A 24,184-nucleotide genomic window follows, 5' to 3' on the forward strand; every position below is an offset into this window, starting at 1 on the left:
ATAACGATGTACGGTCGAGACAAAATGTGTCCTTGGTAAAAAACCGCACGTATATAAGGAAGGATTCCTACATCAGGCGCTTCGGAAGCCAGATCGGTCCGTAAATCCACAGGATTCGACCGACCTGCAACTTCCGATGCCACCCTCTCCTGACCCGGCCCATGACGGAGGCACTCCCTGTGCCCCTAGGCCACACCGACCCTGCAACAGTCAGAACGGCCCGGCCCCCTGGTCATGCGCTGCCCCTCCTCGGGGCGGCGCATCATAGAAGCCAGAAAGATAGAAAGGTTCAGCTTCTATTTCGTTACAGTGCGTTCCCACCGGTCAGCCCAGGCTCAATACCAGTTCGGGTCGCGCTTGAGTTGCTCTTGCAGCATGGCCTTCATGCCTTCGTCGGGCTTGCCCAGCCAGCGGTAGTCCGCATGGCGGGTGGGCGACTTGTCCGAAGGCAGGCCTTCGGGCACTTCCACCAGCATCCCGTAGGCATCATCCTTGTCCCAGCTGAACGCCACGACCAGGCGCTTGTAGGTGCAGTTACCTTCCGACTCGCACAACGGGCCGACCAGGTACTGCTCGCCGTCCTCGGTCACCGCCGACATCTGCAGCGGGGCGCTGCCACTGAGGTTGATCACCCAGTCGGGCAGGCGTTCCTCACCCTTGATCGCCTCCTGCCAGGTTTCCCGGTATTCGGGGTCCGAAGCCAACAGCTGGTTGGCTCGGACCTGGCCATCATTGGCCGCCATGGCCACTGTACCGGCGCCTGCAAGCAGGGCGGCGGCCAGGGCCTGGCAAAGCATCCGCTTCATGGTTCAACCCCTGCCTCGTCCGAAGAAGAAGGAAGCCACGAACAGCACCAGGAAGACGATGAACAGGATCTTCGCGATGCCGGTCGCAGCGCCGGCGATACCACCAAAGCCCAGCACAGCGGCGACGATGGCGATGATCAGGAAGGTGATAGCCCAACTCAGCATGATGTTTCTCCTTTCTTGTACGTAATCGGTGCTTTCTAGAACACCCAGCGCTGCTGGGGCTCGACGTTTTCAAGCACAGCGGGTTCGGCATTGCCCGGGCCACGCAGCGGTTCGGCGGCCTTTACCAGGGTGCTGGCGTGAGTCGCCTTCAGTTGCGTCAACAGCGCTGTCTGCACCGCCACCTGCTCGGCCAGCCGAGCGGTTTGCCAGCTGTAGTAGAACTGGCCGGCCGCCAGGGTCAGCAGCAAGGCCATGCCGAGGAACATCAGCTGACGCAGTGGCAGTGCGGCGGACTGCGTGTGGTTGACGGGTGGGCGATTCATGCCGGCTCCTCCTGCTGTACTTGTTGTGTGAACCTGAACAAGACATTGCAGCGGGCATGCCATAATTTTCCTCTGGAAAAAACTCTTTAAAAACAATTACTTATTAAGATTATTGAAAATCATGAGGGCGTATCCTGCACGATGCGCCTTGCATCGACCGTGCGATTTGCACGATTCGAGCTTGCTGGGTGGGTACCGCGTGGTGGCGGCCAAGTGCTTGGCGAAAGCTTTGCAGCGCTCTTGAGATCGAGCGCCGCCCGCGCGGCGCATCGCTGGCAAGCCAGCTCCCACATTTGTTTCGGGCCAATCCATCCTGTGAGGTCTCNACTGTCCGCCTTGGTGCATGCCTTGAGTCATGTGGGGGCGACGGTAGCGTCCACACAGAAACCGCGGCGTACAAACAGGGCGTACAGCCGCGGCGGAGCAGGCATAACTGGCCCGAAACAGATGTGGGAGCTGGCTTGCCAGCGATGCGCCGCGCGGGCGGCGCTCGATCTCAAGAGCGCTGCAAATCTGTCGGCAGGCACTTGGGCGCGCCCCTGCGATCCCCAGGCGGGCGCGCCCAATCCTCCTCATGGCCAGCCCACCCCCTTCAACTTCATATTTATCAATCACTTGGCCATCATGAAGGCACGCAGCTAGCATGCAGCCCGTCGAATCCATCAGAATCGACCATGCAACTTGCCCGATTTTTCCGACACTAACTGAGATCAATCCCAAAGGAGCGCAGGAAATGGAATCAGCCCAGGACAACCAAGGCCGCATTCTGCTGGTCGATGACGAGTCCGCCATCCTGCGCACGTTCCGCTACTGCCTCGAAGACGAAGGCTACAGCGTGGCCACCGCCAACAGCGCCGCCCAGGCCGAGAGCCTGCTGCAACGCCAGGTATTCGACCTGTGCTTCCTCGACCTGCGCCTGGGTGAGGACAACGGCCTCGACGTACTGGCGCAGATGCGCGTGCAGGCGCCGTGGATGCGCGTGGTGATCGTCACTGCCCACTCCGCCATCGACACCGCAGTGGATGCGATCCAGGCCGGGGCCGCCGATTACCTGGTCAAGCCTTGCAGCCCCGACCAGCTGCGCCTGGCCACCGCCAAACAACTGGAAGTGCGCCAGCTGTCGCAACGCCTGGAAGCCCTCGAAGGCGAAGTGCGCAAACCCAAGGACGGCCTCGACTCGCACAGCCCGGCGATGATGGCGGTGCTCGAAACCGCCCGACAGGTCGCCACCACCGATGCCAACATCCTCATCCTTGGCGAGTCGGGTACCGGTAAAGGCGAACTGGCGCGCGCCATCCACGGCTGGAGCAAGCGCGCGCGCAAGGCCTGTGTGACCATCAACTGCCCTTCGCTCAATGCCGAGCTGATGGAGAGCGAACTGTTCGGCCATACCCGTGGCGCCTTCACCGGCGCCAGCGAGAGCACCCTTGGACGGGTCAGCCAGGCCGACGGTGGCACTCTGTTCCTCGACGAAATCGGCGATTTTCCCCTCACCTTGCAACCCAAACTGCTGCGTTTCATCCAGGACAAGGAATACGAGCGGGTCGGTGACCCGGTGACCCGCCGGGCCGATGTGCGCATCCTCGCCGCGACCAACCTCAACCTGGAAGAGATGGTTCGCGAAAGCCGCTTCCGCGAAGACCTGCTCTACCGCCTGAATGTCATCACCCTGCACCTGCCGCCGCTGCGCGAGCGTACCGATGACATCCTTACCCTCGCCGAGCGCTTCCTGGCCCGCTTCGTCAAGGAATACGCGCGACCGGCGCGGGTGTTCAGCGACGAGGCCCGGGCGGCGCTGCTCAACTACCGCTGGCCGGGCAACATCCGCGAGCTGCGTAACGTGGTCGAGCGCGCCAGCATCATCTGCCCGCAGGAGCGCGTGGAGATCAGCCACCTGGGCATGGCCGAGCAGCCCGCCGGCAACGCGCCACGGGTGGGCGCCGCGCTGAGCCTGGATGAACTGGAGCGCGCCCATATCGGCGCGGTACTGGCCGCCAGCGACACCCTCGACCAGGCCGCCAAGACCCTGGGTATCGACGCCTCCACGCTGTACCGCAAACGCAAGCAGTACAACCTGTGAGATGGCCAATGAAGCTGCGCACGCGGCTGTTCCTCAGTATCTCGGCACTGGTCACGGTGGCCCTGCTCGGGCTGCTGCTGGGGCTGACCAGCGTGCTGCAGATGGCGACCATGCAACAGCGCGTAGTGCAGGACACCACCCATACCCTGGAACTGGGCCTGAAACTGCGGCAAAACCTGGGTGAACAGCTGAACCTGATCCTCGCCGAAGATACCGACCCGGCAAGCCTGGCTACCTTGCAGGGCCAGTTCCACGACCTGCTCAAGCAGGGCCTGGAGCACGAGGGCGAGCGCACGGGTTTCAGCAAAGCCGCCAGCAATTACCAAGCCTTCGTGCAGGCCTACCAGCAGAGCCCGGCCCCCGCGCGCAGCATGGGCATGGAACAACCCCTGGGGGCCGCGTTCAACCAGGTGCGCACCGACCTGCTGGACTCGCACCGCCAGGCGCTGGAGCAGATTACCCGCAGCGAAGAGACGTCCCGCGACCGCGCCCTGCTGATCAGCGGGCTGCTCGGGCTGATGGGCCTGACCGTGCTGGTGCTGGGTTTCATCACCGCGCACAACATCGCCCGGCGCTTCGGTCAGCCCATCGAGGCGCTGGCCAAGGCCGCCGATCAACTGGGCAAGGGCAACTTCGATGTCACCCTGCCGGTCACCCAGGCCCTCGAACTGAACCAGCTGACCCGCCGCTTCGGGTTGATGGCCGACGCCCTGCGCAAGCACCAGGCCACCAATGTCGACGAACTGCTCGCTGGCCAGCAGCGCTTGCAAGCGGTGCTCGACAGCATCGACGACGGCCTGCTGATCATCGACCGCCAGGGCCGCCTGGAACACCTCAACCCGGTAGCCCAGCGCCAGTTGGGCTGGGACCCGAGCCGCCTGGGCGTGAGCCTGGCCGAGGCGCTGCAACGCCCTGAGCTGGAGCAGCAACTGCGCCAGGTGCTGCGCGGCGGCAGCCTGGAGCGCCTGCCTGACGACCTGAGCCTGGAGGTCGAGGACGAAACCCGCCTGCTGACCTACAGCCTGACCCCGGTCAGCCACCCGCAGGGGCCGATCCTCGGCGCGGTGATGGTGCTGCACGATGTCACCGAACAGCGCGCCTTCGAGCGGGTGCGCAGCGAATTCGTGCTGCGCGCCTCCCACGAGCTGCGCACTCCGGTCACCGGCATGCACATGGCCTTTGGCCTGTTGCGCGAGCGGGTCAGCTTCCCGCCCGAGGCACGCGAGAACGACTTGCTGGAAACCATCGGCGAAGAGATGCAGCGGCTCACCCAGCTGATCAACGACCTGCTCAACTTCTCCCGCTACCAGAGCGGCCTGCAGAAACTGGAGCTGGCCCCTTGCGCCCTCGATGAACTGTTCGACCGGGCCCAGGCACGCTTCGCCGAACGGGCAGCCGAAAAGGACATCGAACTGATCCAGGAACTGGAGCCGCCACTGCCACGCATCCAGGCCGATATCACCCAGCTCGACCGCGTGCTGGACAACCTGCTGCACAATGCCATACGCCATACCGGCAGCGGCGGGCGTATACGCCTGCATGCCCGGCGCCATGCCGAACGGGTCATCGTCAGCGTCGAAGACAACGGCGAAGGCATCGCCTACAGCCAACAGGGGCGGATCTTCGAACCGTTCGTGCAGGTCGGGCGCAAGAAGGGCGGCGCCGGCCTGGGGCTGGCGCTGTGCAAGGAGATCGTGCAATTGCATGGCGGGCGCATGGGGGTGTTCTCGCGGCCAGGGCAGGGCACGCAGTTCTACATGGCGTTGCCGGTGTGATCTTGCCGGCGAACAAGCGGGTGTCGCGAAACTCAAGGCTCATCGTCGATCCGCCGCCCGGCGACACGCCGCCCGCGGGTGATCAGCTCGGCGAATTGCCGGGCATTGAGCGGGTGGGCGAACAGCCAGCCTTGCCCGTAGCTCACCCCCTCGCTGTTGAGGAACTGCGCCTGGTCTTCACACTCGATGCCCTCGGCGATCACCCGCAGGTGCAAGTCGTGCGCCATGCGGATGATATGGGGTGCCACCCCACTGCTGGCGGCGTCATGGCCCAGGGCGTCGATGAACGCCTTGTCGATCTTCAGGCAGTCCACCGGCAGGGTTTGCAGGTAGGCAAGGCTGCAATAGCCGGTGCCGAAGTCATCGATCAACACTTGATGGCCCACCGCGCGCAGGGCTTGCAGGTTGTCCCGGGCCACCACCACGTCGATCAGCCCGCGCTCGGTCACCTCGAAGGCGATCTGGTTGGCCGCCACCCGATGCTGGGCCAGCAGCCGCGCCGCGACCCGGCCGATACGCGGCACCATGACGTCGCAGGCCGCCAGGTTCACCGAGATATACAGGTGCCGGTTGGCGCGCAGCAGTTGGCCGAGCTGTTCGAGCACCCGTTGCAGGACGAAGTCGGTGATCTGACGAATCTGCCCAGTGTTCTCGGCCAAGGGAATGAACAGCTCCGGGCTGGTCAGGCTGCCGTCCGGGCGCCGCCAGCGCACCAATGCCTCGGCGCCGACGCAGCGGCGGCTGTCCAGTTCGAAGATCGGCTGGTAGAGCACCTGCAGCTCGCCCCGGCGCAGGGCCTGCTGCAGCTCGGAACTCATCGAGCGGCGCTGCTGGATCAGTTGCAGGACCAACCAGCCAATGCAGCAAGCCAGCACCACGCTGCCCGGGAACAACAGCCAGAGCAGGCCGTTGAGCCTGAGCGGCACACTGGCCCTGGGCGCGATCAGTACCAGTTGGTAGTCCGGCGACTTGGTGGCCATGCGGTAGACCAGGCGGTCTTTCAATTCGAGCAACGATTTGTGCGAGGGCGGAGGCCAGTCCACGGTCGGCGGCCAGGACTGCGGCGGCCCGAGTACCGGAATGGCACGGTTGCCGCGATCGAGCACCACCAAGAGGCTACCCCCCGGTGGCAGGTCGACCACATCGCTCAGGTGCCCGCGCGAGGTGGACACCAGGAAGTTGCCCCGGCCCAGCATCAGCGCGGCAAGATTCTCGTTGGGTTCGGTGGTGGTGTTGAGCCAGTAGCTGTAGGTCGGCCCTTCGATGTCCGGGGCGCGCAAGGGTTCGATGACCCGTTCGCCGCCTCGGTTGGAGCACGCCGACTGGCCATCGGCGTACGCCGCCTCGTAGATGAAGCGCGACTCCAGCGCCACTTCCTGCAACAGCGCCTGCATGGCCGGGCCGCAGCCGCGCAGCGACTGCGCCTGCAACTGGTCGACACCCTCGCGCAATTGGCCGAACACCTGCTCCAGGCGATCAAGAAAGCGCTCGCCTCGGGCGTTCATCTGCGCGCTTTCGCTTTCTTTCATCTGTTGCAGGGTCACACCGACACTGGCGGCCAGCAGTAGCGCAGCGCTGGCCAGGGCCGCGAGCACCGCGAGCAGCCAGGGGTGGTGAAAAAATTGACGCACTGCGGCGATGAAGGCTGACATGCACGGCATCCAGTTGAATACCAAAGGTATAGCAACGGAATGCTTATCAAGCTCAGCCGTTCGGAAGACGGCGCCGGGTGACGGCGCCGAACGGTTTAACGTTTGCGGTTGAGTACCTGCAACATGGCGGCGGTCTGCGCATCCGGCTGACCATCGAAACGCTGCGGGCGGAAGCGCATCTGGAAGGCCGCGATGACATGACGGGTGGCCACATCCAGCTCACCGGTCTGCTCGATGGCATAGCCAAAGCGCGCCAGCTGTTGCTGATACCAGCCGATGGTCGGTGGGCTGACCGCGAAGTAGGCCTGCTGCCGGGCCACTGCCGTGGCGTCCGGCCAGATGCCGAGCCCAGCGTCGGCCAGGCGCTTCCACGGGAACAGCGGGCCTGGGTCGAGCTTGCGCAGCGGGGCGATGTCGCTGTGGCCGATGATATGCCGTGGGTCGATGTTGTTGCGCTTGACGATATCGCGCAGCAGCGCGATCAATGCCTGCACCTGCGCCTCGCTGTAGGGGTGCCAGACCCGACCGTTGGGGGTGTCGGTGTAGCCGGGGTTAACGATCTCGATACCGATGGAGCTGGAGTTGAGCCAGGTACGCCCCTGCCACTGGCTATCGCCGGCGTGCCAGGCGCGTCGGTTCTCGTCGACCAGCTGGTAGACCGTGGCCGGGCCATCGCCGATCAGGTAGTGGCTGCTGACTTCGCCGTGGGTCAGCAAAGCGAGCGAGCGCTCCAGCGAGGCGTTGGTGTAGTGCAGGACGACGAACTGGATGCGGCTGTCCTGATTGGCCGAGGGGTGGTTGCGGTCGATGCGCAGGCCACTGGAACATCCGGCCAGGGTCAGCAGAAGCAGGGCGGTAATAAGTTTTTTCATTGCAGGGAGCACGTCATGATGAGCCAACAACAGCGCTACAGTATAACGTGCTCCACGCCAGCCTTCCCGCTGAAAACCGACTAGGGTCTGTATGTAAAGTCTTGAGACGAAGGTCAGGCAAGGCGAAAACAGCCGAGGAAGCGGAGTTTACGGGTTGTAAATGAGCATTCCGAGGCTGTTTTCAACGCAGCATCACCGAGTATCAAGGCTTTTCGTACAGAGCCTAACCGTGCTCCACTCTGTTACGCCCTCTCTCCTTTGCCCGGTACAGCGCTTCGTCCGCGCGCTTGAGCACCTGATCGCCGCGCTCGGCGGAACGGAAGGCGCTGATACCGATGGACGTGGTGATCACCACCCGCTCGCCCTTGAAGTGGAACGGGCAGGCTTCGATGGCCGCGCGCAACGCCTCTGCCACCTGCGCAGCAGCAGGCGGTGAGGTCTGTGGCAGCAACAGGACGAACTCCTCGCCACCAAAGCGGGCGATGAAATCGCGGCCGCGCAGGCGCTTGCGCAGCTGGTCGGCGACGATCTTCAACACCTTGTCGCCGGCCAGATGGCCATAACCGTCGTTGATGCGCTTGAAGTGGTCGAGGTCGAGAATGGCCATGGCCAGGTGGCCGCCGTTTTCCTGCCAATCGAGCACCTCCTGCTCGACCCGTTCGGACCAGGCGGCGCGGTTGGGCAGGCCGGTCAGAGGGTCGAGCATCGCTTTCTGCCGCTGCTCCTCGAGGTGTTCGCGATAACCCAGCGCTTCCTGCTCCATGCTTGCCACGCGCTCGGCCAGCCCTTGCAGACGGCCGGCCAGTTCCTGCTCGCGGCGGTCGCGTTCGTCCTGGTGCTGGTCCATGGTCTGCAACAAGCCTTCGAGGCGGTTGTCCAGGATGTGCTTGAGGCTGTCCACATCGGTGGCGCCTTGCACGCTGCTCTGCAGGCCATCGACCTGCTCGCGCAGCTGGTTGTCCAGCTCACGGGCGGCGGTGCTGTTGTCAGCATGGCCGGCGCTGGCTTCGTGCAGGTGGCTCTGGAAGCTTTCCAGGCGCACGTTGAGTTCTTGCAGGTAGGTTTCGAACTCGTGCTGGCCGCTGTCGGTGATCGCCAGCATGAGCACCGCCAGGTCATCCAGCACCGGGATCAGCTCGTACCAGTTCAGGCCACGCGCCACCCGCTCGCGCATCTCCTGGGCCTGGGCCTTGTGGCGCTCGGGCAGGCTCAGGTCGTCGAGCAGGCCGATCAGGGTCTGTTCGATGTGGGCGGCCACCTGGCTGTACGGGGGCTCGACGGCATCGGGCAGGGCATAAGGGCCGTCTTCGCCGGCGAGTGCCTCCAGTACCGTCGGCGGCACGCTGGCATCAGGCACGGCCTCGACGGGCAAGGGATCGGCTTCCTCGGGCTCCTGGCCGGGGGTTGCCTGACTGTCGGCGACTTCGGGCTCGGGGCTGGGCTCGAACTGCGCGGGAAGCACTTCGACGGCTTCGACCAGGGCCGGGCCGGACACTTCGAGCGGTGCGGCGGGTGCAGGCTCCAGGGCAGGGCGGTGATCAAGGGTGGCGGCATCGATGGGCGCCGGCAGAGGATGAAGTTCGTCGGCATCGGCCACTGGCGTGTCAGGCTGCGCCGCCACCATCGGCGTGGCGGGAGCCGGCTGCTGTGTCGCCACGGTTACGGGCAGTGGCTCCTCGAGGGCGTCTTCACGCCCGCCAAACAAGCGTTGCAGGAAGCCCGGGCGCGCTTCTTCTTCAGGCTTCTGCACGGCATTCAAGGCTTTGCCCTGAAGGCCACTGAGCTCACCCAGCAGCGGCGGCAGCTCACGGGACTGGCTGACACCGCTGTCGAGCTTCTTCGCCAGCTTCTTCAACGGACGCGACACTTCGCCAGGCAACGGCAGGGTCTGCAGCTGGGTGACCAAGGCATTCAGCGCATCGCTGACCTGGGTCATGCGGGTTTCCCGGCGCTGCTCGGAGTCGAGCACGGCCTTTTCCAGGCGCGGGATCAGCCCGGCGAGCCCGGCGTCCATGTTGTCGCTGCGAATGACCTCGCGCATCTCCTTCATGCACTGGTCAACGATCTTGTCGCTACCTTCGGCCGCCAGGGTGCTGCGCACCAGGCCACGGCGCAGCAAGTCGAGACGCGCTTCCCAGCGACGTTCGAGCTTTTCCTGCTGTTCGATGCTTTTAAGGTATTTTTCTTTCCAGCGCTCAGCTTCTTCGGTCATGCCTGGATCCGCATCCGGTAGTGGCATCTAGTCCTGCAATGACTCGATTTCGGCGCGAAAGCCGAACACTTGAGTGCTGTAGGCGCTAGCTCAGGACCGGCAGCGTATCCACAGTCAGGGCATCAGGCAATCGGATCTCGACGGCAACCGGAAGGTGATCGGAAATCGGCTGCGCCAGCACCTCGACACGCTCGAGGGTGAGGCTTGGGCTGAGCAGGATGTGATCGAGGCAGCGCTGGGGGCGCCAGCTGGGGAAGGTGGCCTCGACCTGAGGGGCGACCAGGCCCAGGTCGCGCAAGGGCGAGTGATCGAGCAGGTCGTTGGCGTGGGTGTTCATGTCACCCATGAGCACCTGGTGGCGGTACCCGCCGATCAGTTCGCGGATGTAGGCCAATTGGCGGGCGCGGGTCTTGGCGCCGAGGGCCAGGTGCATCATCACCACGATCAGCGCGTCCTCGCCCTCGCCGAAGCGCACCAGAATCGCCCCGCGACCGGCCGGGCCGGGCAGCGGGTGGTCTTCCAGGTGCTGGGGCTTGAGCCGGCTGAGCACGCCATTGCTGTGCTGGGCGAAGCGCCCGAGGTTGCGGTTGAGCTGCTGGTACCAGTAGGGGAAGGCCCCGAGTTGGGCCAAGTGCTCGACCTGGTTGACGTAGCCCGAGCGCAGGCTGCCGCCGTCGGCTTCCTGCAAGGCCACCAGGTCGAAATCGCTCAGCAACTCGCCGATCTTCTGCAGGTTGCCGGCGCGCCCGGTATGCGGCAGCAGGTGCTGCCAGCTGCGGGTCAGGTAGTGGCGGTAGCGCTCGGTGCTGATACCGACCTGGATGTTGAAACTGAGCAGCCGCAGGCGACCATCCTCCGGCAGGCCAGAAGCCTGCACGTGATGCTCGTTGACCTGCGGCTGGTGCAGGCCGATGCCACGGGTGGCGCGCAAGCGCATCATGGCCGGCGCCGCTTACTTAGCGGCGCGCTCCTTGGCGATCAACTGGTCGGCGACGTTCAGCACGCCTTCCGGACCACCGGCGGTGCCCAGGTCGAAGCGGTACTTGCCGTTGACCACCAGGCTTGGGACGCCGGTGATTTCATACTTCTTGGCCAGTTCCTTGGCCTGGTTGACCTGGCCCTTGATGGCGAAGGAGTTGTAAGTGGCCAGGAACTTGGCCTTGTCCACGCCCTGGGTGGCCAGGAAGTCGGCCATTTCCTCAGGCTCCAACAGCTTCATGCGCTTGTTCTGGATAGCGTCGAAAACGGCGGCGTGAACGTTATGCTCGACGCCCATGGCTTCCAGGGTCAGGAACATCTGGCCGTGCTTGTCCCACGGGCCGCCGAACATGGCTGGGATGCGCTTGAAGTTGACGTCCTTGGGCAGCTTTTCGGCCCATGGGTTGATGGTCGGTTCGAAGTGGTAGCAGTGTGGGCAGCCGTACCAGAACAGCTCGACGACTTCGATCTTGCCCGGCACCGACACTGGTACGGGGTTGCTCAGCTCGATGTATTCCTTGCCGGCGACAGGCTCCGCGGCCTGAACGGTGGCCATACCGAACGCGCTGGCGGCGACCAGCGCAGCGCTGAGAATCAGTTTACGCATGCTTTACTCCTGAGCAGTCTTTGGTCGCCTCGACGCGACCCGTGTTCAGACAGGTCGGGGAAGGCGCGAGTTCTGTAGTGTAACGGCTACACACAGAAAAAAGGGCAGCCACGGCTGCCCTTTTCATCTTTAGCGTCGAAGCATTAACCGAGTGTTAACGCAGGTTGCCAACGGCCCCATCGCCGGCATGCCGGCGCCCACAGGGGCCGGCAAGATCAATGCAGGCCCTGGATGTAGCTGGACAGCGCCTCGATATCCTTGTTGCTCAGCTTGCCGGCGATAGTGCGCATGGTCATGGCGTCGCCGTCGTTGGTGCGGTTGCCTTCGCGGAAGTCGGTGAGCTGCTTGGTCACGTACTGCGAATGCTGGCCACCCAGGTGCGGGAAGCCGGCCAGGGCAATACCCGCGCCATTGGGGGAGTGGCAACCGGTGCAGGCCGGCATGCCTTTTTCCAGATCGCCACCGTTGAACAGTGCGCGGCCACGCTCGACCAGTTTCGGGTCGGCGGCACCGACGCTGCCCTTCTGGCTGGAGAAGTAGGCGGCGATGTCGGCCAGGTCCTGGTCGCTGAAACTGGCCAGCATGCCGGTCATCTCCAGCACGGTACGCTTGCCGGACTTGATGTCGTGCAGCTGTTTTTCCAGATAACGCTCGCCTTGGCCGGCGAGTTTGGGGAAGTTCGGCGCCAGGCTGTTGCCGTCAGGGTTGTGGCAGGCCCCACAGACAGCGGTTTTGGCCTGACCGGCGGCAGCATCGCCTTTGATGGGTTCCGCAGCACTTGCCGCACCTGCGACCCCCATGGTCAACAGCAGACTCACGAATAGTTTGTTCATCAGCTAATCCAACACGGCTAAGGGTGAAATGTTATGTATCGGGACTGCCACTCATCCAAAGAATGACCGACTGGTAGTCCTCGGCACTGCAGTCCATGCACAATCCACGCGGCGGCATAGCCTTGAAACCCTGTGTCACATGCACCACCAGCTGCTCCATGCCCTGCGCCAGGCGCGGCTCCCAGGCTGCCCGGTCACCCTGTCTGGGGGCCTGTGGCAACTGTCCGGCGTGACAGGCCGCACACGTGCGGTTGTACAACGCCTCGGGATCCTGTGTAGCCTGTGCGCTGAAAAACGGCAGGAACATGCCGACAGCAAGCAGCCATTTCGCCAAGCGGAACGACCTGACAGGGTTGGGGGCCGCGCTGCGTTCTGTTGCGCGAGCTGTTGTTCGACACCCCATGCCCGCTCTCCTTCGCTGGGAGAATGAGCACACAAAAACTGGGGCATTATATACTTCCGCCATCCAAACGGAAACGACACCGCTTGCCGGCCTAGGCGTTGGCAACACCCACATCGGAAATCCCATGCAAGTCAAGAACCCCATCCTCGGCCTCTGCCAGAAAGCCACATTCGCCCTCAGCGCTGCCAAGGTCGAACAATGTCCGGACGACCAGGGTTACGAGGTGGCTTTCGCCGGCCGCTCCAACGCCGGCAAATCCAGCGCCCTCAACACCCTGACTCATGCCAACCTGGCGCGGACTTCCAAGACCCCGGGCCGCACCCAGCTGTTGAATTTCTTCAGTCTGGACGATGAACGGCGTTTGGTCGACCTGCCGGGTTACGGATATGCAAAAGTGCCGATCCCGCTCAAGCAGCACTGGCAGAAGCACCTGGAAGCCTACCTGGGCAGCCGCGAGTGCCTGCGCGGGGTGATCCTGCTGATGGACGTGCGCCACCCGATGACCGACTTCGACAAGATGATGCTCGACTGGGCCAAGGCCAGCGGCATGCCTATGCACATCCTGCTGACCAAGGCCGACAAGCTGACCCACGGTGCCGGCAAGAACACCCTGCTCAAAGTGCAGTCGGAGATCCGCAAGGGCTGGGGCGACAGCGCGACCATCCAGCTGTTCTCGGCACCCAAGCGCCAGGGGCTGGAAGAGGCTTACCGCGTGCTGGCGGACTGGATGGAGCTGGAAGACAAGCCAGCAGTCTGAGGTCGTGGGAGCGGGCTTGCCCCGCGATGCCCCTATCGCGGGGCAAGGCCGCTCCCACGAGCCTAGGCAGGCATGACGCCGAATTCCGGGCAAAAAAAACCCCGGACTTCGTATGGGGAGGGGGAAGTTCGGGGTCCAAGTTCGGACCGCTAGGGCGGGGTCCGAATATCTGCCAACACTTAACACAACATAGGAGCATCGAAAGGCTTCACCAGCCATTCAGTACCTCTGAGTGGCGGTTCACCGGTTTAGTTCCGAAGCCCTCGAAACTATTTGCGATAGTTTCATGAAACGTTCGATCTAATGGCTCAGAGCCAGCACCGGATCCGCGACACTACGCCGCAGATCCTACACAGCTTTGCCGCGCCGTTTAGTGAGCTTCGTCCCAATTCGCGCCAACACCCACTTCCACCAGCAGCGGTACGTCCAGCTGCGCCGCGCGGCTCATGTGCCCGCGGATTTCATCTTTGACCTGCTCCACCAGGTCTTCGCGCACTTCCAGCACCAGTTCGTCGTGCACCTGCAGGATGACCCGCGCATCCAGCCCGCTGTCGGTCAACCAGTTGTCAACGTTGACCATGGCGCGCTTGATGATGTCCGCTGCGGTGCCCTGCATCGGTGCGTTGATCGCCGTGCGTTCGGCCCCCTTGCGCAGAGCCGGGTTCTTGGCATTGATGTCCGGCAGGTACAGGCGTCGACCGAACAGGGTCTCGACGAAGCCCTGCTCGGCGGCCTGGGCGCGGGTGCGCTCCATGTAGGCCAGCACGCCCGGGTAGCGGGCGAAGTAACGGTCGATGTAGTCCTGGGACTGCTTGCGGTCGACGCCGATCTGCTTGGCCAGGCCGAAGGCGCTCATGCCGTAGATCAGGCCGAAGTTGATCGCCTTGGCGCTGCGGCGCTGGTCGCTGGTAACCGCCTCCAGCGCCACGCCGAACACTTCTGCGGCCGTGGCGCGGTGCACGTCCAGGTCGTTGCGGAAGGCATGCAGCAAACCCTCATCCTTGGCCAGGTGGGCCATGATGCGCAGCTCGATCTGCGAGTAGTCCGCCGCCAGCAGCTTATAGCCGGGGCTGGCGACGAAGGCCTGGCGGATGCGTCGACCTTCGGCGGTGCGCACCGGGATGTTCTGCAGGTTCGGGTCGCTGGACGACAGGCGCCCGGTGGCGGCCACCGCCTGCTGGTAGGAGGTGTGGATACGCCCGGTGCGCGGGTTGATCTGCCCCGGCAGCTTGTCGGTGTAGGTGCTCTTTAGCTTGCTCAGGCTGCGGTACTGCATCAGCACCTTGGGCAGCGGGTAGCCTTGCTCGGCCAGGTCGTCCAGCACCGCTTCGGCGGTGGACGGCTGGCCTTTGGCAGTCTTGCTCAACACCGGCATGCCCAGCTTGTCATAGAGGATCACCCCCAGCTGCTTGGGCGAGCCGAGGTTGAATTCCTCGCCGGCCAGCGCGAACGCCTCGCGCTCCAGCTCGGCCATCTTCGCCCCCAGCTCGCCACTTTGCACACCCAGCAAAGCGGCATCCACCAGCGCGCCCTGGCGCTCGATCTTCGCCAGCACCGGCACCAGCGGCATCTCGATGTCCATCAGCACCGGCAGCACGTTTGGCGTCTGGGCCAGCCGTGCCTGCAACGCGTGGTGCAGGCGCAGGGTGATGTCGGCGTCCTCGGCGGCGTAGGGGCCGGCCTTGTCCAACGGGATCTGGTTGAAGGTGAGCTGCTTGGCACCCTTGCCGGCGATGTCTTCGAAGGCGATGGTGGTGTGGTCGAGGTACTTCTGCGCCAGGCTGTCCATGTCGTGACGGCTGCCGGTGGAGTTCAGCACGTAGGACTCAAGCATGGTGTCGTAGGCCACGCCACGCATCTGGATGGCCGGGTTGGTGTTGGCCAGGATGTTGATGTCGTACTTGGCGTTCTGGCCGATCTTGCCTTTGGCCGGGTCTTCCAGCAGCGGCTTGAGTGCCAGCAGCACAGTGTCGCGATCCAGCTGTGCAGGTGCACCTTCGTAATCATGGGTCAGCGGCACGTAGGCGGCTTGATGGGGCTCGACGGCGAACGACAGGCCCACCAACTGCGCCTGCTGGGCATCCAGGCCGGTGGTCTCGGTGTCGAAGGCGAACAGCGGCGCCTGACGCAGCTTCTCCAGCCAGGCGTCGAAGCGGGCCTGGTCGAGGATAGTTTCATATTTAGGCTCGACCTTGGCCGCTGGCGCCTCGGCAGCGATAACCGCGTCACCGACCTGTGCGGCGTCACGCTGTACCTCGGCGACCCAGCTCTTGAACTCCATCTCGGTGTACAACGCCAGCAGCGCCTCACGGTCCGGCTCGCCGCAGACCAGCGCGTCGACCTCGACATCCAGTTCCACGTCGCACTTGATGGTGGCCAGTTCATAGGACAGGAAGGCCGCGTCGCGGTGTTCCTCGAGCTTGGCGGCCAGGGTCTTGGCCCCGCGGATAGCCAGGCCCGGTACCTTGTCGAGGTTCTGATACACGTCACTCAGGCCGCCACCGATACCGGTCAGCAGGCCAACCGCGGTCTTCTCGCCAACGCCCGGCACGCCCGGGATGTTGTCGACCTTGTCGCCCATCAGGGCGAGGAAATCGATGATGTGCTCCGGACCGACGCCGAACTTCTCGTGCACGCCAGCCACATCCAGCACGCTACCGGTCATGGTGTTGACCAGCGTAACGTGGCCGTCCACCAACTGGGCCATGTCCTTGTCGCCGGTCGAGATGATCACCGGGCGGCCGGCCGCCGCGCTGCTGCGTGCCAGGGTACCGATCACGTCGTCGGCCTCCACGCCCTCGACGCACAGCAGCGGGTAACCCAAGGCGCGCACGCTGGCGTGCAGCGGCTCGACCTGCACCCGCAGGTCGTCGGGCATGCTCGGGCGGTTGGCCTTGTATTCGGCGAACATGGCGTCGCGGAAGGTCCCGCCCTTGGCATCGAAGACCACCGCGAACAGGCTGTCGGGATACTGCCTGCGCAGGCTCTTGAGCATGTTCAGCACGCCCTTGACCGCGCCGGTGGGCATGCCCTTGGAGGTGGTCAGCGGCGGCAGCGCGTGGAAGGCACGGTAGAGGTAGGAGGAACCGTCCACCAGGACGAGGGGCGCTTGGCTCATGAGGAGAATCAACCTTTTCGGCGGGTCCGGCGCTAGAATAGCCAGGATCATTGACGACAAAGGGACAAGGTTATCATGCGTACACCCATTCGCCTGTTACTGCTCAGCCTGTTGGCAACCATGCCAGTCGTCACCCTGGCGGCGGACGACGCCCCATCGGCAGACCCCGATGTGACCATTCGCACGGAAGGCGACAAAACCATCCAGGAATACCGGCAAAACGGCTTCCTGTATGCGATCAAGGTCACGCCGAAGAACGGCAAGCCTTATTTCCTGGTACGCGCCGATGGCTCCGACGGCAATTTCATTCGATCCGACCAGCCGGACATGCTGATTCCGTCGTGGAAGATCTTCGAGTGGTAATGCAATAACGCGTATCGTTCTTATCAACCAGGCACTTGCCGGCGCAAGTGCCCGTATGGGCAATTTTTCGACATGTCAGTCTTCACCCCCGTGACCCGGCCTGAGCTGGAAACCTTTCTGGCGCCCTACGCGCTGGGCCGTCTGCTCGACTTCCAGGGCATCGCCGCCGGCACCGAGAACAGCAATTTCTTTGTCAGCCTGGAACAAGGGGAGTACGTCCTGACCCTGGTCGAGCGCGGGCCGGTGGAAGACATGCCGTTCTTCATCGAGCTGCTCGACGTTCTGCACGATGCCGACATTCCCGTGCCCTACGCACTGCGTGATCGCGACGGCAACGGCCTGCGCGAACTGTGCGGCAAGCCGGCGCTGCTGCAACCACGGCTTTCGGGCAAGCACATCAAGGCACCGAACAACCAGCACTGCGCCCAGGTTGGCGAGCTGTTGGCCCACATCCACCTGGCGACCCGCGAACGCGTCATCGAGCGCCGCACCGACCGCGGCCTGGACTGGATGCTGCAAGCGGGTGCCGAACTGCTGCCGGGGCTGAGCGCCGAGCAAACCGCGCTGCTGAAGCCTGCGTTGGACGAGATCACCGCACACAAGGCGCAGATCCTCGCCCTGCCCAAGGCCAACCTGCACGCCGACCTGTTCCGCGACAACGTGATGTTCGAAGGCACTCACCTGACCGGGGTGATCGACTTCTACAACGCCTGCTCCGGGCCGATGCTGTATGACATCGCCATTACCGTGAACGACTGGTGCCTGGACGAGCAGGGCGGTATCGACCTGCCTCGCGCCCAGGCACTGCTGGGTGCCTACGCGGCGCTGCGGCCATTCACTGCGGCCGAGGCCGAGCTGTGGCCCGAGATGCTGCGTGTGGCGTGCGTGCGGTTCTGGCTGTCGCGCCTGATCGCGGCGCAGGCATTTGCCGGGATGGATGTGATGATCCATGACCCAAGCGAGTTCGAAGTGAGGTTGGCGCAGCGCCAGCAGGTGGCGTTGAAGCTGCCGTTCGCCTTGTAAATCGCGTCTGCTTCTTCGCGGGCAAGCCCGCTCCCACAGGGATATAAAGATCCTGTGGGAGCGGGCTTGCCCGCGAAGAGGCCGGCACAGAGGCTAGAGCTGCTCCAGGCACCCCACCAGGTCACTCCCCAGCTTCTCCAGCAAGCGCTCATAGCCCTTGGCATCCACGGCATCGCTGCCGCCCAGGGCATCCAGTTCGGCCAGCCGCACCGGCAACCCGGCAGTCAGCGTCTCGGCCAAACGCGGGCGCAGCGGTGGCTCGCTGAACACACAGGTCTTGCCCACTTCCTGCAAGCGCTTGCGCATCGCAGCCACATGCTGGGCCCCCGGCTGCACCTCGGATGCCACGCTGAACACACCCGTGTGCCTGAGGCCATAGGCGGCTTCGAAGTAATCGAAGGCTTCATGGAACACGAAGTACGGCTTGCCGGCGATCCCCGCCACCCGTTGCTTGATGCGCGCATCCAGGGCATCCATGCGCTCAGTGAACGACTTCAGGTTGGCCTGATAACGCACTGCATTGGCCGGGTCCGCCGCGACCAGGTCCGCCGCCATCTTCGTTGCAATCACCCGTGCGTTGGCAGACGACAGCCACAGATGCGCATCGAGGCTGCCCGGGCGGTGATCATGGTCGTGATCGTCGTGGTCTTCTTCATCGTGGGAGTGGCTGTCCTCACCAAAATGGCGCAGTTGCAAACCTTTCAGCGACTGCACGGCCACGGTCGGCTTCTTGCGGCTGGCCAGCACACGGGGCAGGAAACCTTCCATGTCCGGGCCGATCCAGTACAGCAGGTCGGCATCACCAACCTTGCGCACATCCGACGGACGCAGCGCGTAGTTGTGCGGGGAAGCGCCCGGTGGCAGCAGCACGTCGGGGCTACCGACGCCATCCTGCACGGCGGCAGCGATCTGTTGCAGGGGCTTGATACTGGTCAGCACGCGCACCTCGGCCTGGGCCGAGAAGGCGATGAAAGCGACAAACAGGGCAAGGAATCGGGACACGGTGGCTACTCGGCTCGTCAGAAACAGGTAACATAATAACGTCTCCATCCTGAACCGTCGCTGCCCATGTCCATCACGCCGCTGGCTCACCGCCCCCACGATCATTCCCATTGCGTCCACAGCGCGCTGGCCGAGGCTGACGCGCTGTGCGCCCGTCAGGGCCTGCGCCTGACTGCCCTGCGCCGCCGCGTGCTGGAGCTGGTGTGGCAGAGCCACAAGCCGCTGGGCGCCTACGACATCCTCGCCGTGCTCAGCGAGCAGGACGGCCGCCGCGCCGCGCCGCCGACCGTGTACCGCGCCCTGGACTTCCTCCTCGACAACGGCCTGGTGCACCGCATCGCCTCGCTCAACGCCTTCATCGGCTGCAGCCACCCCGAGCACTCGCACCAAGGCCAGTTCCTGATCTGCCGCGAATGCCACGTGGCCATCGAGTTGGAACAGGACAGCATCAGCAACGCCATCGTCGACAGCGCCAAGGCCGTCGGCTTCGCCGTCGAGACGCAAACCGTCGAAGTGGTCGGCCTGTGCGGCAACTGCCGGAGCGCGCCATGAGCGATGCCCTGATCCGCCTCGAGCAGGTCGGGGTGAGCTTCGGCGGCGAGGCGGTGCTCGACAGCATCGACCTGGCCGTCGCGCCCGGCCAGATCGTCACCCTGATCGGCCCCAATGGTGCCGGCAAGACCACCCTGGTGCGCGCCGTGCTGGGGCTGCTCAAGCCGCACCGCGGCACCGTGTGGCGCAAACCCAAGCTGCGCATCGGCTACATGCCACAGAAGATCCAGGTGGACGCCACGCTGCCGCTGTCAGTGCTGCGTTTTCTGCGCCTGGTGCCCGGGGTAGACCGCGCGGCAGCCTTGTCGGCCTTGCAGGAGGTCGGCGCCGAGCAGGTGATCGACAACCCCATCCAGACCATCTCCGGTGGCGAGATGCAGCGCGTGCTGCTGGCCCGCGCCCTGCTGCGCGAGCCTGAGCTGCTGGTGCTGGACGAGCCGGTGCAGGGCGTCGACGTGGTCGGCCAGACCGAGCTGTACAACCTCATCACCCGCCTGCGCGACCGCCACGGCTGTGGCGTGCTGATGGTCAGCCACGACCTGCACCTGGTGATGAGCGCCACCGACCAGGTGGTCTGCCTCAACCGCCACGTGTGCTGTTCGGGGCACCCTGAGCAAGTCAGCAACGACCCGGCCTTCGTCGAGCTGTTCGGCCAGAACGCACCGAGCCTGGCCATCTATCACCACCATCACGATCACAAGCACGACCTGCATGGCTCGGTGATCGCCCCGGGTACCCATGTCCATGGAGAGCACTGCAAGCATGGCTGATTTTCTTCTCTACGCCCTGCTTGCCGGCCTGTCGCTGGCCCTGGTCGCCGGCCCGCTCGGCTCGTTCGTGGTATGGCGGCGCATGGCCTATTTCGGCGACACCCTCTCGCATGCCGCACTGCTCGGCGTGGCCCTGGGCTTCGCCCTCGACGTCAGCCCGGCGCTGGCGGTGACCGTCGGCTGCCTGCTGCTGGCGCTGCTGCTGGTGACGCTACAACAGCGCCAGCCGTTGGCCTCGGACACCCTGCTCGGCATCCTCGCCCCCAGCACGCTGTCATTGGGCCTGGTAGTGCTGAGCTTCATGCACGACGTGCGCATCGACCTGATGGCCTATCTGTTCGGCGACCTGCTGGCGATCAGCACCACTGACCTTGCCTGGATCCTCGGTGGCAGCGCGCTGGTGCTGGTGCTTCTGGCGATGTTCTGGCGCCCGTTGCTGGCGGTCACCGTGCACGAGGAGCTGGCGATGGTCGAAGGGCTGCCGGTGGCAGGCCTGCGCCTGGCGCTGATGCTGCTGATCGCGGTGGTGATCGCGGTGGCGATGAAGATCGTCGGCGTGTTGCTGATCACCTCGCTGTTGATCATCCCGGCCGCCGCCGCGCAGCGCCACGCGCGCTCGCCGGAGCAGATGGCGCTTGGCGCCAGCCTGCTGGGCGTCACCGCGGTCTGCGGCGGGCTGGCCCTGTCATGGTTCAAGGACACCCCGGCCGGGCCATCGATCGTGGTCTGTGCGGCGGTGCTATTCTTGCTGAGCCTGGCGCTGCCCAAACGTTGAAAAAGCAGCGCACGCACGCAACCTTTGCACCGGTAGAGGGTCTGTAAGACCTGTTTTCGAGCGTGCGCACCTGGGTGTAGACTTGCTCGCTTTTTGCGCAAATAGAGAGTCGCAGGAATGAAGCCGTTCGCCTCCCGTTATCTGCTTGTTGCCGCATTTTCCCTGTTCCTGGCAGCCTGCTCGAGCACGCCTGCGCAGCAGGCGGCCGCGCCTGTCCAGCTGGACGCCTGGCAACAGCTGGAGCAAAGCATCGCCAGCAACGAGCTGGCCACCGCCGAAGACCAACTCGCCGACCTGCAGGCCAAGGCGCCGGATGATGCCCTCCTGGAGCCGCATCAGCGCCAGCTGGCCGAGGCCTACTTGAAACGCAGTCAGATCGTGCTGCAGAAGGGTGATGTGAATGCCGCGGCCACCGCCCTTGCCCGCGCCCGCACGCTGATGCCACGGGCACCGGCGGTGACCGGAGGCGATGCCATGGCGCAGGCACGCAAGGCTGAGCTCGAGAAGGCCGAGGCCGCGCTCAAGGCCGCCGAGGCCAAGCCCAAGGCCCGCGTGATCGACCCGAGCGCGCCGAATACCGTGGTGGCCCTGAAGACCACCGACAGTCGCGCCCTGCGCCGCCAGCTCGATGACATCGCCGCCGACGTGGTGAATTACCGCTGCGAGGTGGTGTTCCAGGTGCCGCGTACCGAAGATGCACCGTGGCTCAAGACGCTGCTGCACAAACGCGTGCACAAGCTCGACAGTGGTTTTGCGTTGAAACAGAAGCATGAAATCCAGCGTTCGCTGCCAGCGCAGGTGGTGTTGATCCCGCATCAGCAGTGATTCAATCGCGGGGCAAGCCCGCTCCCACAACGCCATGGCCTTGTGGGAGCGGGCTTGCCCCGCGATGCTTTTTGCTAGGCTGGAACGCTCTCGGCAGCCGCCTCCCGCGCCCACACCCGATGCCCTTCCACTGCCTGGCTGAATGCATCGAAGGCCTTCTGATCATCCCCTGACACCAGTCCCGCGTCCTCCTTCAACCCCAGCTTGCCAAGCAGCGGCTTGCCATCCCCCGCCAGCCCCATCGGCTTGAGGTGCTTGTAGGCCTCCAGCAGAAAATGCTTGGCCACCCCGCTGTTCTCCAGCGCGTCGAGCGACGCCTTGCCCGCCGGCACCCACACCCCATCGAACATCACCGACGGCATCCCGTCGATCGCAGCTCCCACCGGCAATGGCTTGCCCTCGGCAGTCTTCACCGGCGCGGACGTTGGCCCCAGCAACACCGGCCGGGCACGCTGCGCCTCAAGCGCCTTGACCACCTTGTCCACGCTCGCCCCCTCCACGCCATCGGCCACCAGCACGGCGATCTTGCGCCCGCTGATGCCGATGTCGCCCAGGTGGTTCATCTGGCTCAGCGCCTTTGACTGCGCGGGTTTGCTGTCCCTGACCTTGAGCGTGCCGGCCTTGGGCGCCGGCAGCCCGAGGTTGGCCGCCACGGCCGCCGCCAGCTTGAGGTCGATGTTGGCGAGGATCTCGTTCACCTGCCGCACGCGGATTGCTTCACGCTCGACCTTCCCCAGCTCGAAGCTGTAAGCCTTGATGATGTGCTGCTGCTCGGTCTTGCTCATGCTGTGAAAGAACAGCCGCGCCTGGGAAAAGTGATCGGCGAACGATTCGCTGCGCTGGCGAATCTTGTGCGCGTCGATACGTTCCTGGTAGCTCTCGAAACCGCCATCCTGCGCGGCCGGCGGGGTCTCTTTCGGCCAGCCGCCATCGACCGAGTTGGGCTCGTAGGCCGCCCGGCCCTTGTCGATGGTCATGCGGTGCATGGCATCGCGCTGGCTGCTGTGGTTGGGGGCAACAGGCCGGTTGATCGGAATTTCGTGGAAGTTCGGCCCACCCAGGCGGCTGATCTGGGTGTCGGTGTAGGAGAACAGCCGGCCCTGCAGCAACGGGTCGTTGCTGAAATCGATGCCCGGCACGATATGCCCGGGGCAGAAGGCCACCTGCTCCACCTCGGCGAAGAAGTTGTCCGGGTTGCGGTCGAGCACCATCTTGCCCAGCGGCGTTACTGGCACAAGCTCCTCTGGGATGAGCTTGGTCGGGTCCAGCAGGTCGAAGTCGAACCTGTGTTCATCGGCCTCGGGGACGATCTGCACACCCAGCTCCCACTCCGGGTAGTGCCCGGTCTCGATGGCCTCCCACAGGTCGCGGCGATGGTAGTCGGTGTCCTTGCCCGCCAACTTCTGCGCCTCGTCCCACAGCACCGAGTGCACACCCTGGCGCGGTTTCCAGTGGAACTTGACGAAACTGGCCACGCCCTCGGCGTTGACCAGGTGGAAGGTGTGCACGCCAAAACCCTCCATCATCCGCAGGCTGCGCGGGATGGCACGGTCGGACATGGCCCAGATGACCATGTGCGCCGACTCCGGCACCAACGAGACAAAATCCCAGAAGGTGTCGTGGGCCGAGCCACCGGTGGGCATCTCGTTGTGCGGCTCGGGCTTCACGGCATGCACGAAGTCGGGAAACTTGATCGCATCCTGGATGAAGAACACCGGCATGTTGTTGCCCACCAGGTCGAAGTTGCCCTCATCGGTGTAGAACTTCACCGCAAAACCGCGCACGTCCCGCACCGTGTCGCCCGAACCGCGTGGCCCCTGCACGGTGGAGAAACGCACGAATACCGGGGTGATCTGCTCCGGGTCCTGGAGAAAACCGGCCTTGGTCAGCTCGGCATGGCAGCCATAGCTCTGGAAGTAGCCATGGGCGCCCGTGCCGCGGGCGTGGACGATGCGTTCGGGGATGCGCTCATGGTCGAAGTGGGTGATCTTCTCGCGCATGATGAAGTCTTCGAGCAGCGAAGGCCCGCGGGCGCCGGCCTTGAGGCTGTTCTGGTTGTCGGCAACCTTCACCCCCTGGTTGGTGCGCAATGCCTGCCCCGTGGCGTCACTGCGGAAGGTTTCCAGGCTCTGCAACTTGGCGTTGGTGTTGGCCCGGTCGGGGGTGTCGGTGCCCGCCACTTGGCTTTGCCGGGGCTCCGGTGCTTTCTTGCTGGCCATGTTCGGCTCTCCTCATCAGTCTTCAGGCTGCCCGTGGGGCTTGTTCAACTAGTGACTGGGAGGCCTTGGCGAGC

The 24,184-nt window shown here is 64.4% G+C and carries 22 protein-coding genes; 9 read left to right on the forward strand and 13 right to left on the reverse strand.

Annotated features, from left to right (window positions below; genetic code table 11):
- Positions 1-335 precede the first annotated feature (335 nt).
- Genes IX761_RS05160 through IX761_RS05170 form a run of 3 tightly spaced genes read right to left on the reverse strand, consistent with a single transcriptional unit; the run spans position 336 to position 1,294 of the window.
- Positions 336-806, reverse strand: a complete 471-nt coding sequence (locus tag IX761_RS05160; protein ID WP_194788556.1) for an inhibitor of vertebrate lysozyme family protein — start codon at positions 804-806, stop codon at positions 336-338.
- Positions 807-809: 3 nt separating this feature from the next.
- Positions 810-971: a DUF1328 domain-containing protein gene (locus tag IX761_RS05165; protein WP_003252966.1), complete on the reverse strand. Its 162-nt coding sequence runs from the start codon at positions 969-971 to the stop codon at positions 810-812.
- A 35-nt stretch (positions 972-1,006) separates the two neighbouring features.
- Complete coding sequence (locus IX761_RS05170) at positions 1,007-1,294, reverse strand: hypothetical protein (protein ID WP_194788557.1); 288 nt, start codon at positions 1,292-1,294, stop codon at positions 1,007-1,009.
- Between the two features lie 733 nt (positions 1,295-2,027).
- Between IX761_RS05170 and algB the strand changes: the two genes are divergently transcribed.
- Both algB and IX761_RS05180 read left to right on the forward strand, forming a co-directional pair.
- Positions 2,028-3,374 (forward strand): sigma-54-dependent response regulator transcription factor AlgB, encoded by a 1,347-nt coding sequence (gene algB, locus IX761_RS05175; RefSeq protein WP_194788558.1) that lies wholly within the window; start codon positions 2,028-2,030, stop codon positions 3,372-3,374.
- A gap of 8 nt (positions 3,375-3,382) precedes the next feature.
- Positions 3,383-5,149, forward strand: a complete 1,767-nt coding sequence (locus IX761_RS05180) for a KinB sensor domain-containing domain (RefSeq protein WP_194788559.1) — start codon at positions 3,383-3,385, stop codon at positions 5,147-5,149.
- A 32-nt stretch (positions 5,150-5,181) separates the two neighbouring features.
- Here IX761_RS05180 and IX761_RS05185 read toward each other — a convergent pair whose 3' ends face one another.
- From IX761_RS05185 to IX761_RS05215, 7 genes are all read right to left on the reverse strand, one after another.
- The gene (locus tag IX761_RS05185; RefSeq protein ID WP_194788560.1) at positions 5,182-6,801 is read right to left on the reverse strand and encodes an EAL domain-containing protein; all 1,620 of its coding nucleotides are present in this window, start codon (positions 6,799-6,801) and stop codon (positions 5,182-5,184) included.
- 95 nt (positions 6,802-6,896) lie between these two features.
- A complete protein-coding gene (locus IX761_RS05190) occupies positions 6,897-7,673 on the reverse strand; it encodes an N-acetylmuramoyl-L-alanine amidase (RefSeq protein WP_194788561.1) in 777 nt (258 codons plus the stop codon).
- 223 nt (positions 7,674-7,896) lie between these two features.
- Positions 7,897-9,885: a GGDEF domain-containing protein gene (locus IX761_RS05195; RefSeq protein ID WP_194788562.1), complete on the reverse strand. Its 1,989-nt coding sequence runs from the start codon at positions 9,883-9,885 to the stop codon at positions 7,897-7,899.
- 85 nt (positions 9,886-9,970) lie between these two features.
- The gene (locus IX761_RS05200; RefSeq protein WP_194788563.1) at positions 9,971-10,825 is read right to left on the reverse strand and encodes an endonuclease/exonuclease/phosphatase family protein; all 855 of its coding nucleotides are present in this window, start codon (positions 10,823-10,825) and stop codon (positions 9,971-9,973) included.
- A gap of 12 nt (positions 10,826-10,837) precedes the next feature.
- Positions 10,838-11,470: a thiol:disulfide interchange protein DsbA gene (dsbA, locus tag IX761_RS05205; RefSeq protein WP_194788564.1), complete on the reverse strand. Its 633-nt coding sequence runs from the start codon at positions 11,468-11,470 to the stop codon at positions 10,838-10,840.
- Between the two features lie 215 nt (positions 11,471-11,685).
- Entirely contained in the window at positions 11,686-12,303 is a 618-nt protein-coding gene (locus IX761_RS05210; RefSeq protein WP_194788565.1) for a c-type cytochrome, read from the reverse strand.
- A 31-nt stretch (positions 12,304-12,334) separates the two neighbouring features.
- A complete protein-coding gene (locus IX761_RS05215; RefSeq protein ID WP_194788566.1) occupies positions 12,335-12,637 on the reverse strand; it encodes a c-type cytochrome in 303 nt (100 codons plus the stop codon).
- 193 nt (positions 12,638-12,830) lie between these two features.
- Here IX761_RS05215 and yihA point away from each other — a divergent pair, with 193 nt between their 5' ends.
- Entirely contained in the window at positions 12,831-13,463 is a 633-nt protein-coding gene (gene yihA / locus IX761_RS05220; RefSeq protein ID WP_194788567.1) for a ribosome biogenesis GTP-binding protein YihA/YsxC, read from the forward strand.
- 370 nt (positions 13,464-13,833) lie between these two features.
- Here yihA and polA read toward each other — a convergent pair whose 3' ends face one another.
- Complete coding sequence (gene polA, locus IX761_RS05225; RefSeq protein ID WP_194788568.1) at positions 13,834-16,581, reverse strand: DNA polymerase I; 2,748 nt, start codon at positions 16,579-16,581, stop codon at positions 13,834-13,836.
- A 75-nt stretch (positions 16,582-16,656) separates the two neighbouring features.
- Between polA and IX761_RS05230 the strand changes: the two genes are divergently transcribed.
- Entirely contained in the window at positions 16,657-16,944 is a 288-nt protein-coding gene (locus tag IX761_RS05230; RefSeq protein WP_194788569.1) for a DUF2782 domain-containing protein, read from the forward strand.
- A gap of 72 nt (positions 16,945-17,016) precedes the next feature.
- Positions 17,017-17,967, forward strand: a complete 951-nt coding sequence (locus IX761_RS05235) for a homoserine kinase (protein ID WP_194788570.1) — start codon at positions 17,017-17,019, stop codon at positions 17,965-17,967.
- A 93-nt stretch (positions 17,968-18,060) separates the two neighbouring features.
- On the opposite strand, the gene IX761_RS05240 is transcribed toward IX761_RS05235, so the two are convergent.
- Complete coding sequence (locus tag IX761_RS05240) at positions 18,061-19,017, reverse strand: metal ABC transporter solute-binding protein, Zn/Mn family (RefSeq protein WP_194788571.1); 957 nt, start codon at positions 19,015-19,017, stop codon at positions 18,061-18,063.
- 18 nt (positions 19,018-19,035) lie between these two features.
- On the opposite strand from IX761_RS05240, the gene zur reads away from it, so the two are divergent.
- The 4 genes from zur (at position 19,036) to IX761_RS05260 (ending at position 21,891) form a co-directional block, all read left to right on the forward strand.
- Positions 19,036-19,521, forward strand: coding sequence for a zinc uptake transcriptional repressor Zur (gene zur, locus IX761_RS05245; protein WP_194788572.1), 486 nt, complete (start codon positions 19,036-19,038; stop codon positions 19,519-19,521).
- Positions 19,518-20,291 carry a zinc ABC transporter ATP-binding protein ZnuC gene (gene znuC, locus IX761_RS05250; protein ID WP_194788573.1) on the forward strand — a complete coding sequence of 258 codons (774 nt, stop codon included), beginning with the start codon at positions 19,518-19,520 and terminating at the stop codon, positions 20,289-20,291. Before zur ends, znuC begins: the two co-directional genes overlap by 4 nt.
- Positions 20,284-21,066, forward strand: a complete 783-nt coding sequence (znuB, locus tag IX761_RS05255; RefSeq protein ID WP_194788574.1) for a zinc ABC transporter permease subunit ZnuB — start codon at positions 20,284-20,286, stop codon at positions 21,064-21,066. The genes znuC and znuB overlap by 8 nt, the downstream gene beginning before the upstream one ends.
- 117 nt (positions 21,067-21,183) lie before the next feature.
- The gene (locus IX761_RS05260) at positions 21,184-21,891 is read left to right on the forward strand and encodes a PA5502 family lipoprotein (protein WP_194788575.1); all 708 of its coding nucleotides are present in this window, start codon (positions 21,184-21,186) and stop codon (positions 21,889-21,891) included.
- A gap of 74 nt (positions 21,892-21,965) precedes the next feature.
- Here the strand turns inward: IX761_RS05260 and katE are convergent, their stop codons facing one another.
- Positions 21,966-24,110 carry a catalase HPII gene (katE, locus tag IX761_RS05265; RefSeq protein ID WP_194788576.1) on the reverse strand — a complete coding sequence of 715 codons (2,145 nt, stop codon included), beginning with the start codon at positions 24,108-24,110 and terminating at the stop codon, positions 21,966-21,968.
- Positions 24,111-24,184 lie beyond the last annotated feature (74 nt).

Origin of the sequence: Pseudomonas sp. UFMG81 (assembly GCF_015354575.1) — a bacterium.
Taxonomy (GTDB): Bacteria; Pseudomonadota; Gammaproteobacteria; order Pseudomonadales; family Pseudomonadaceae; genus Aquipseudomonas.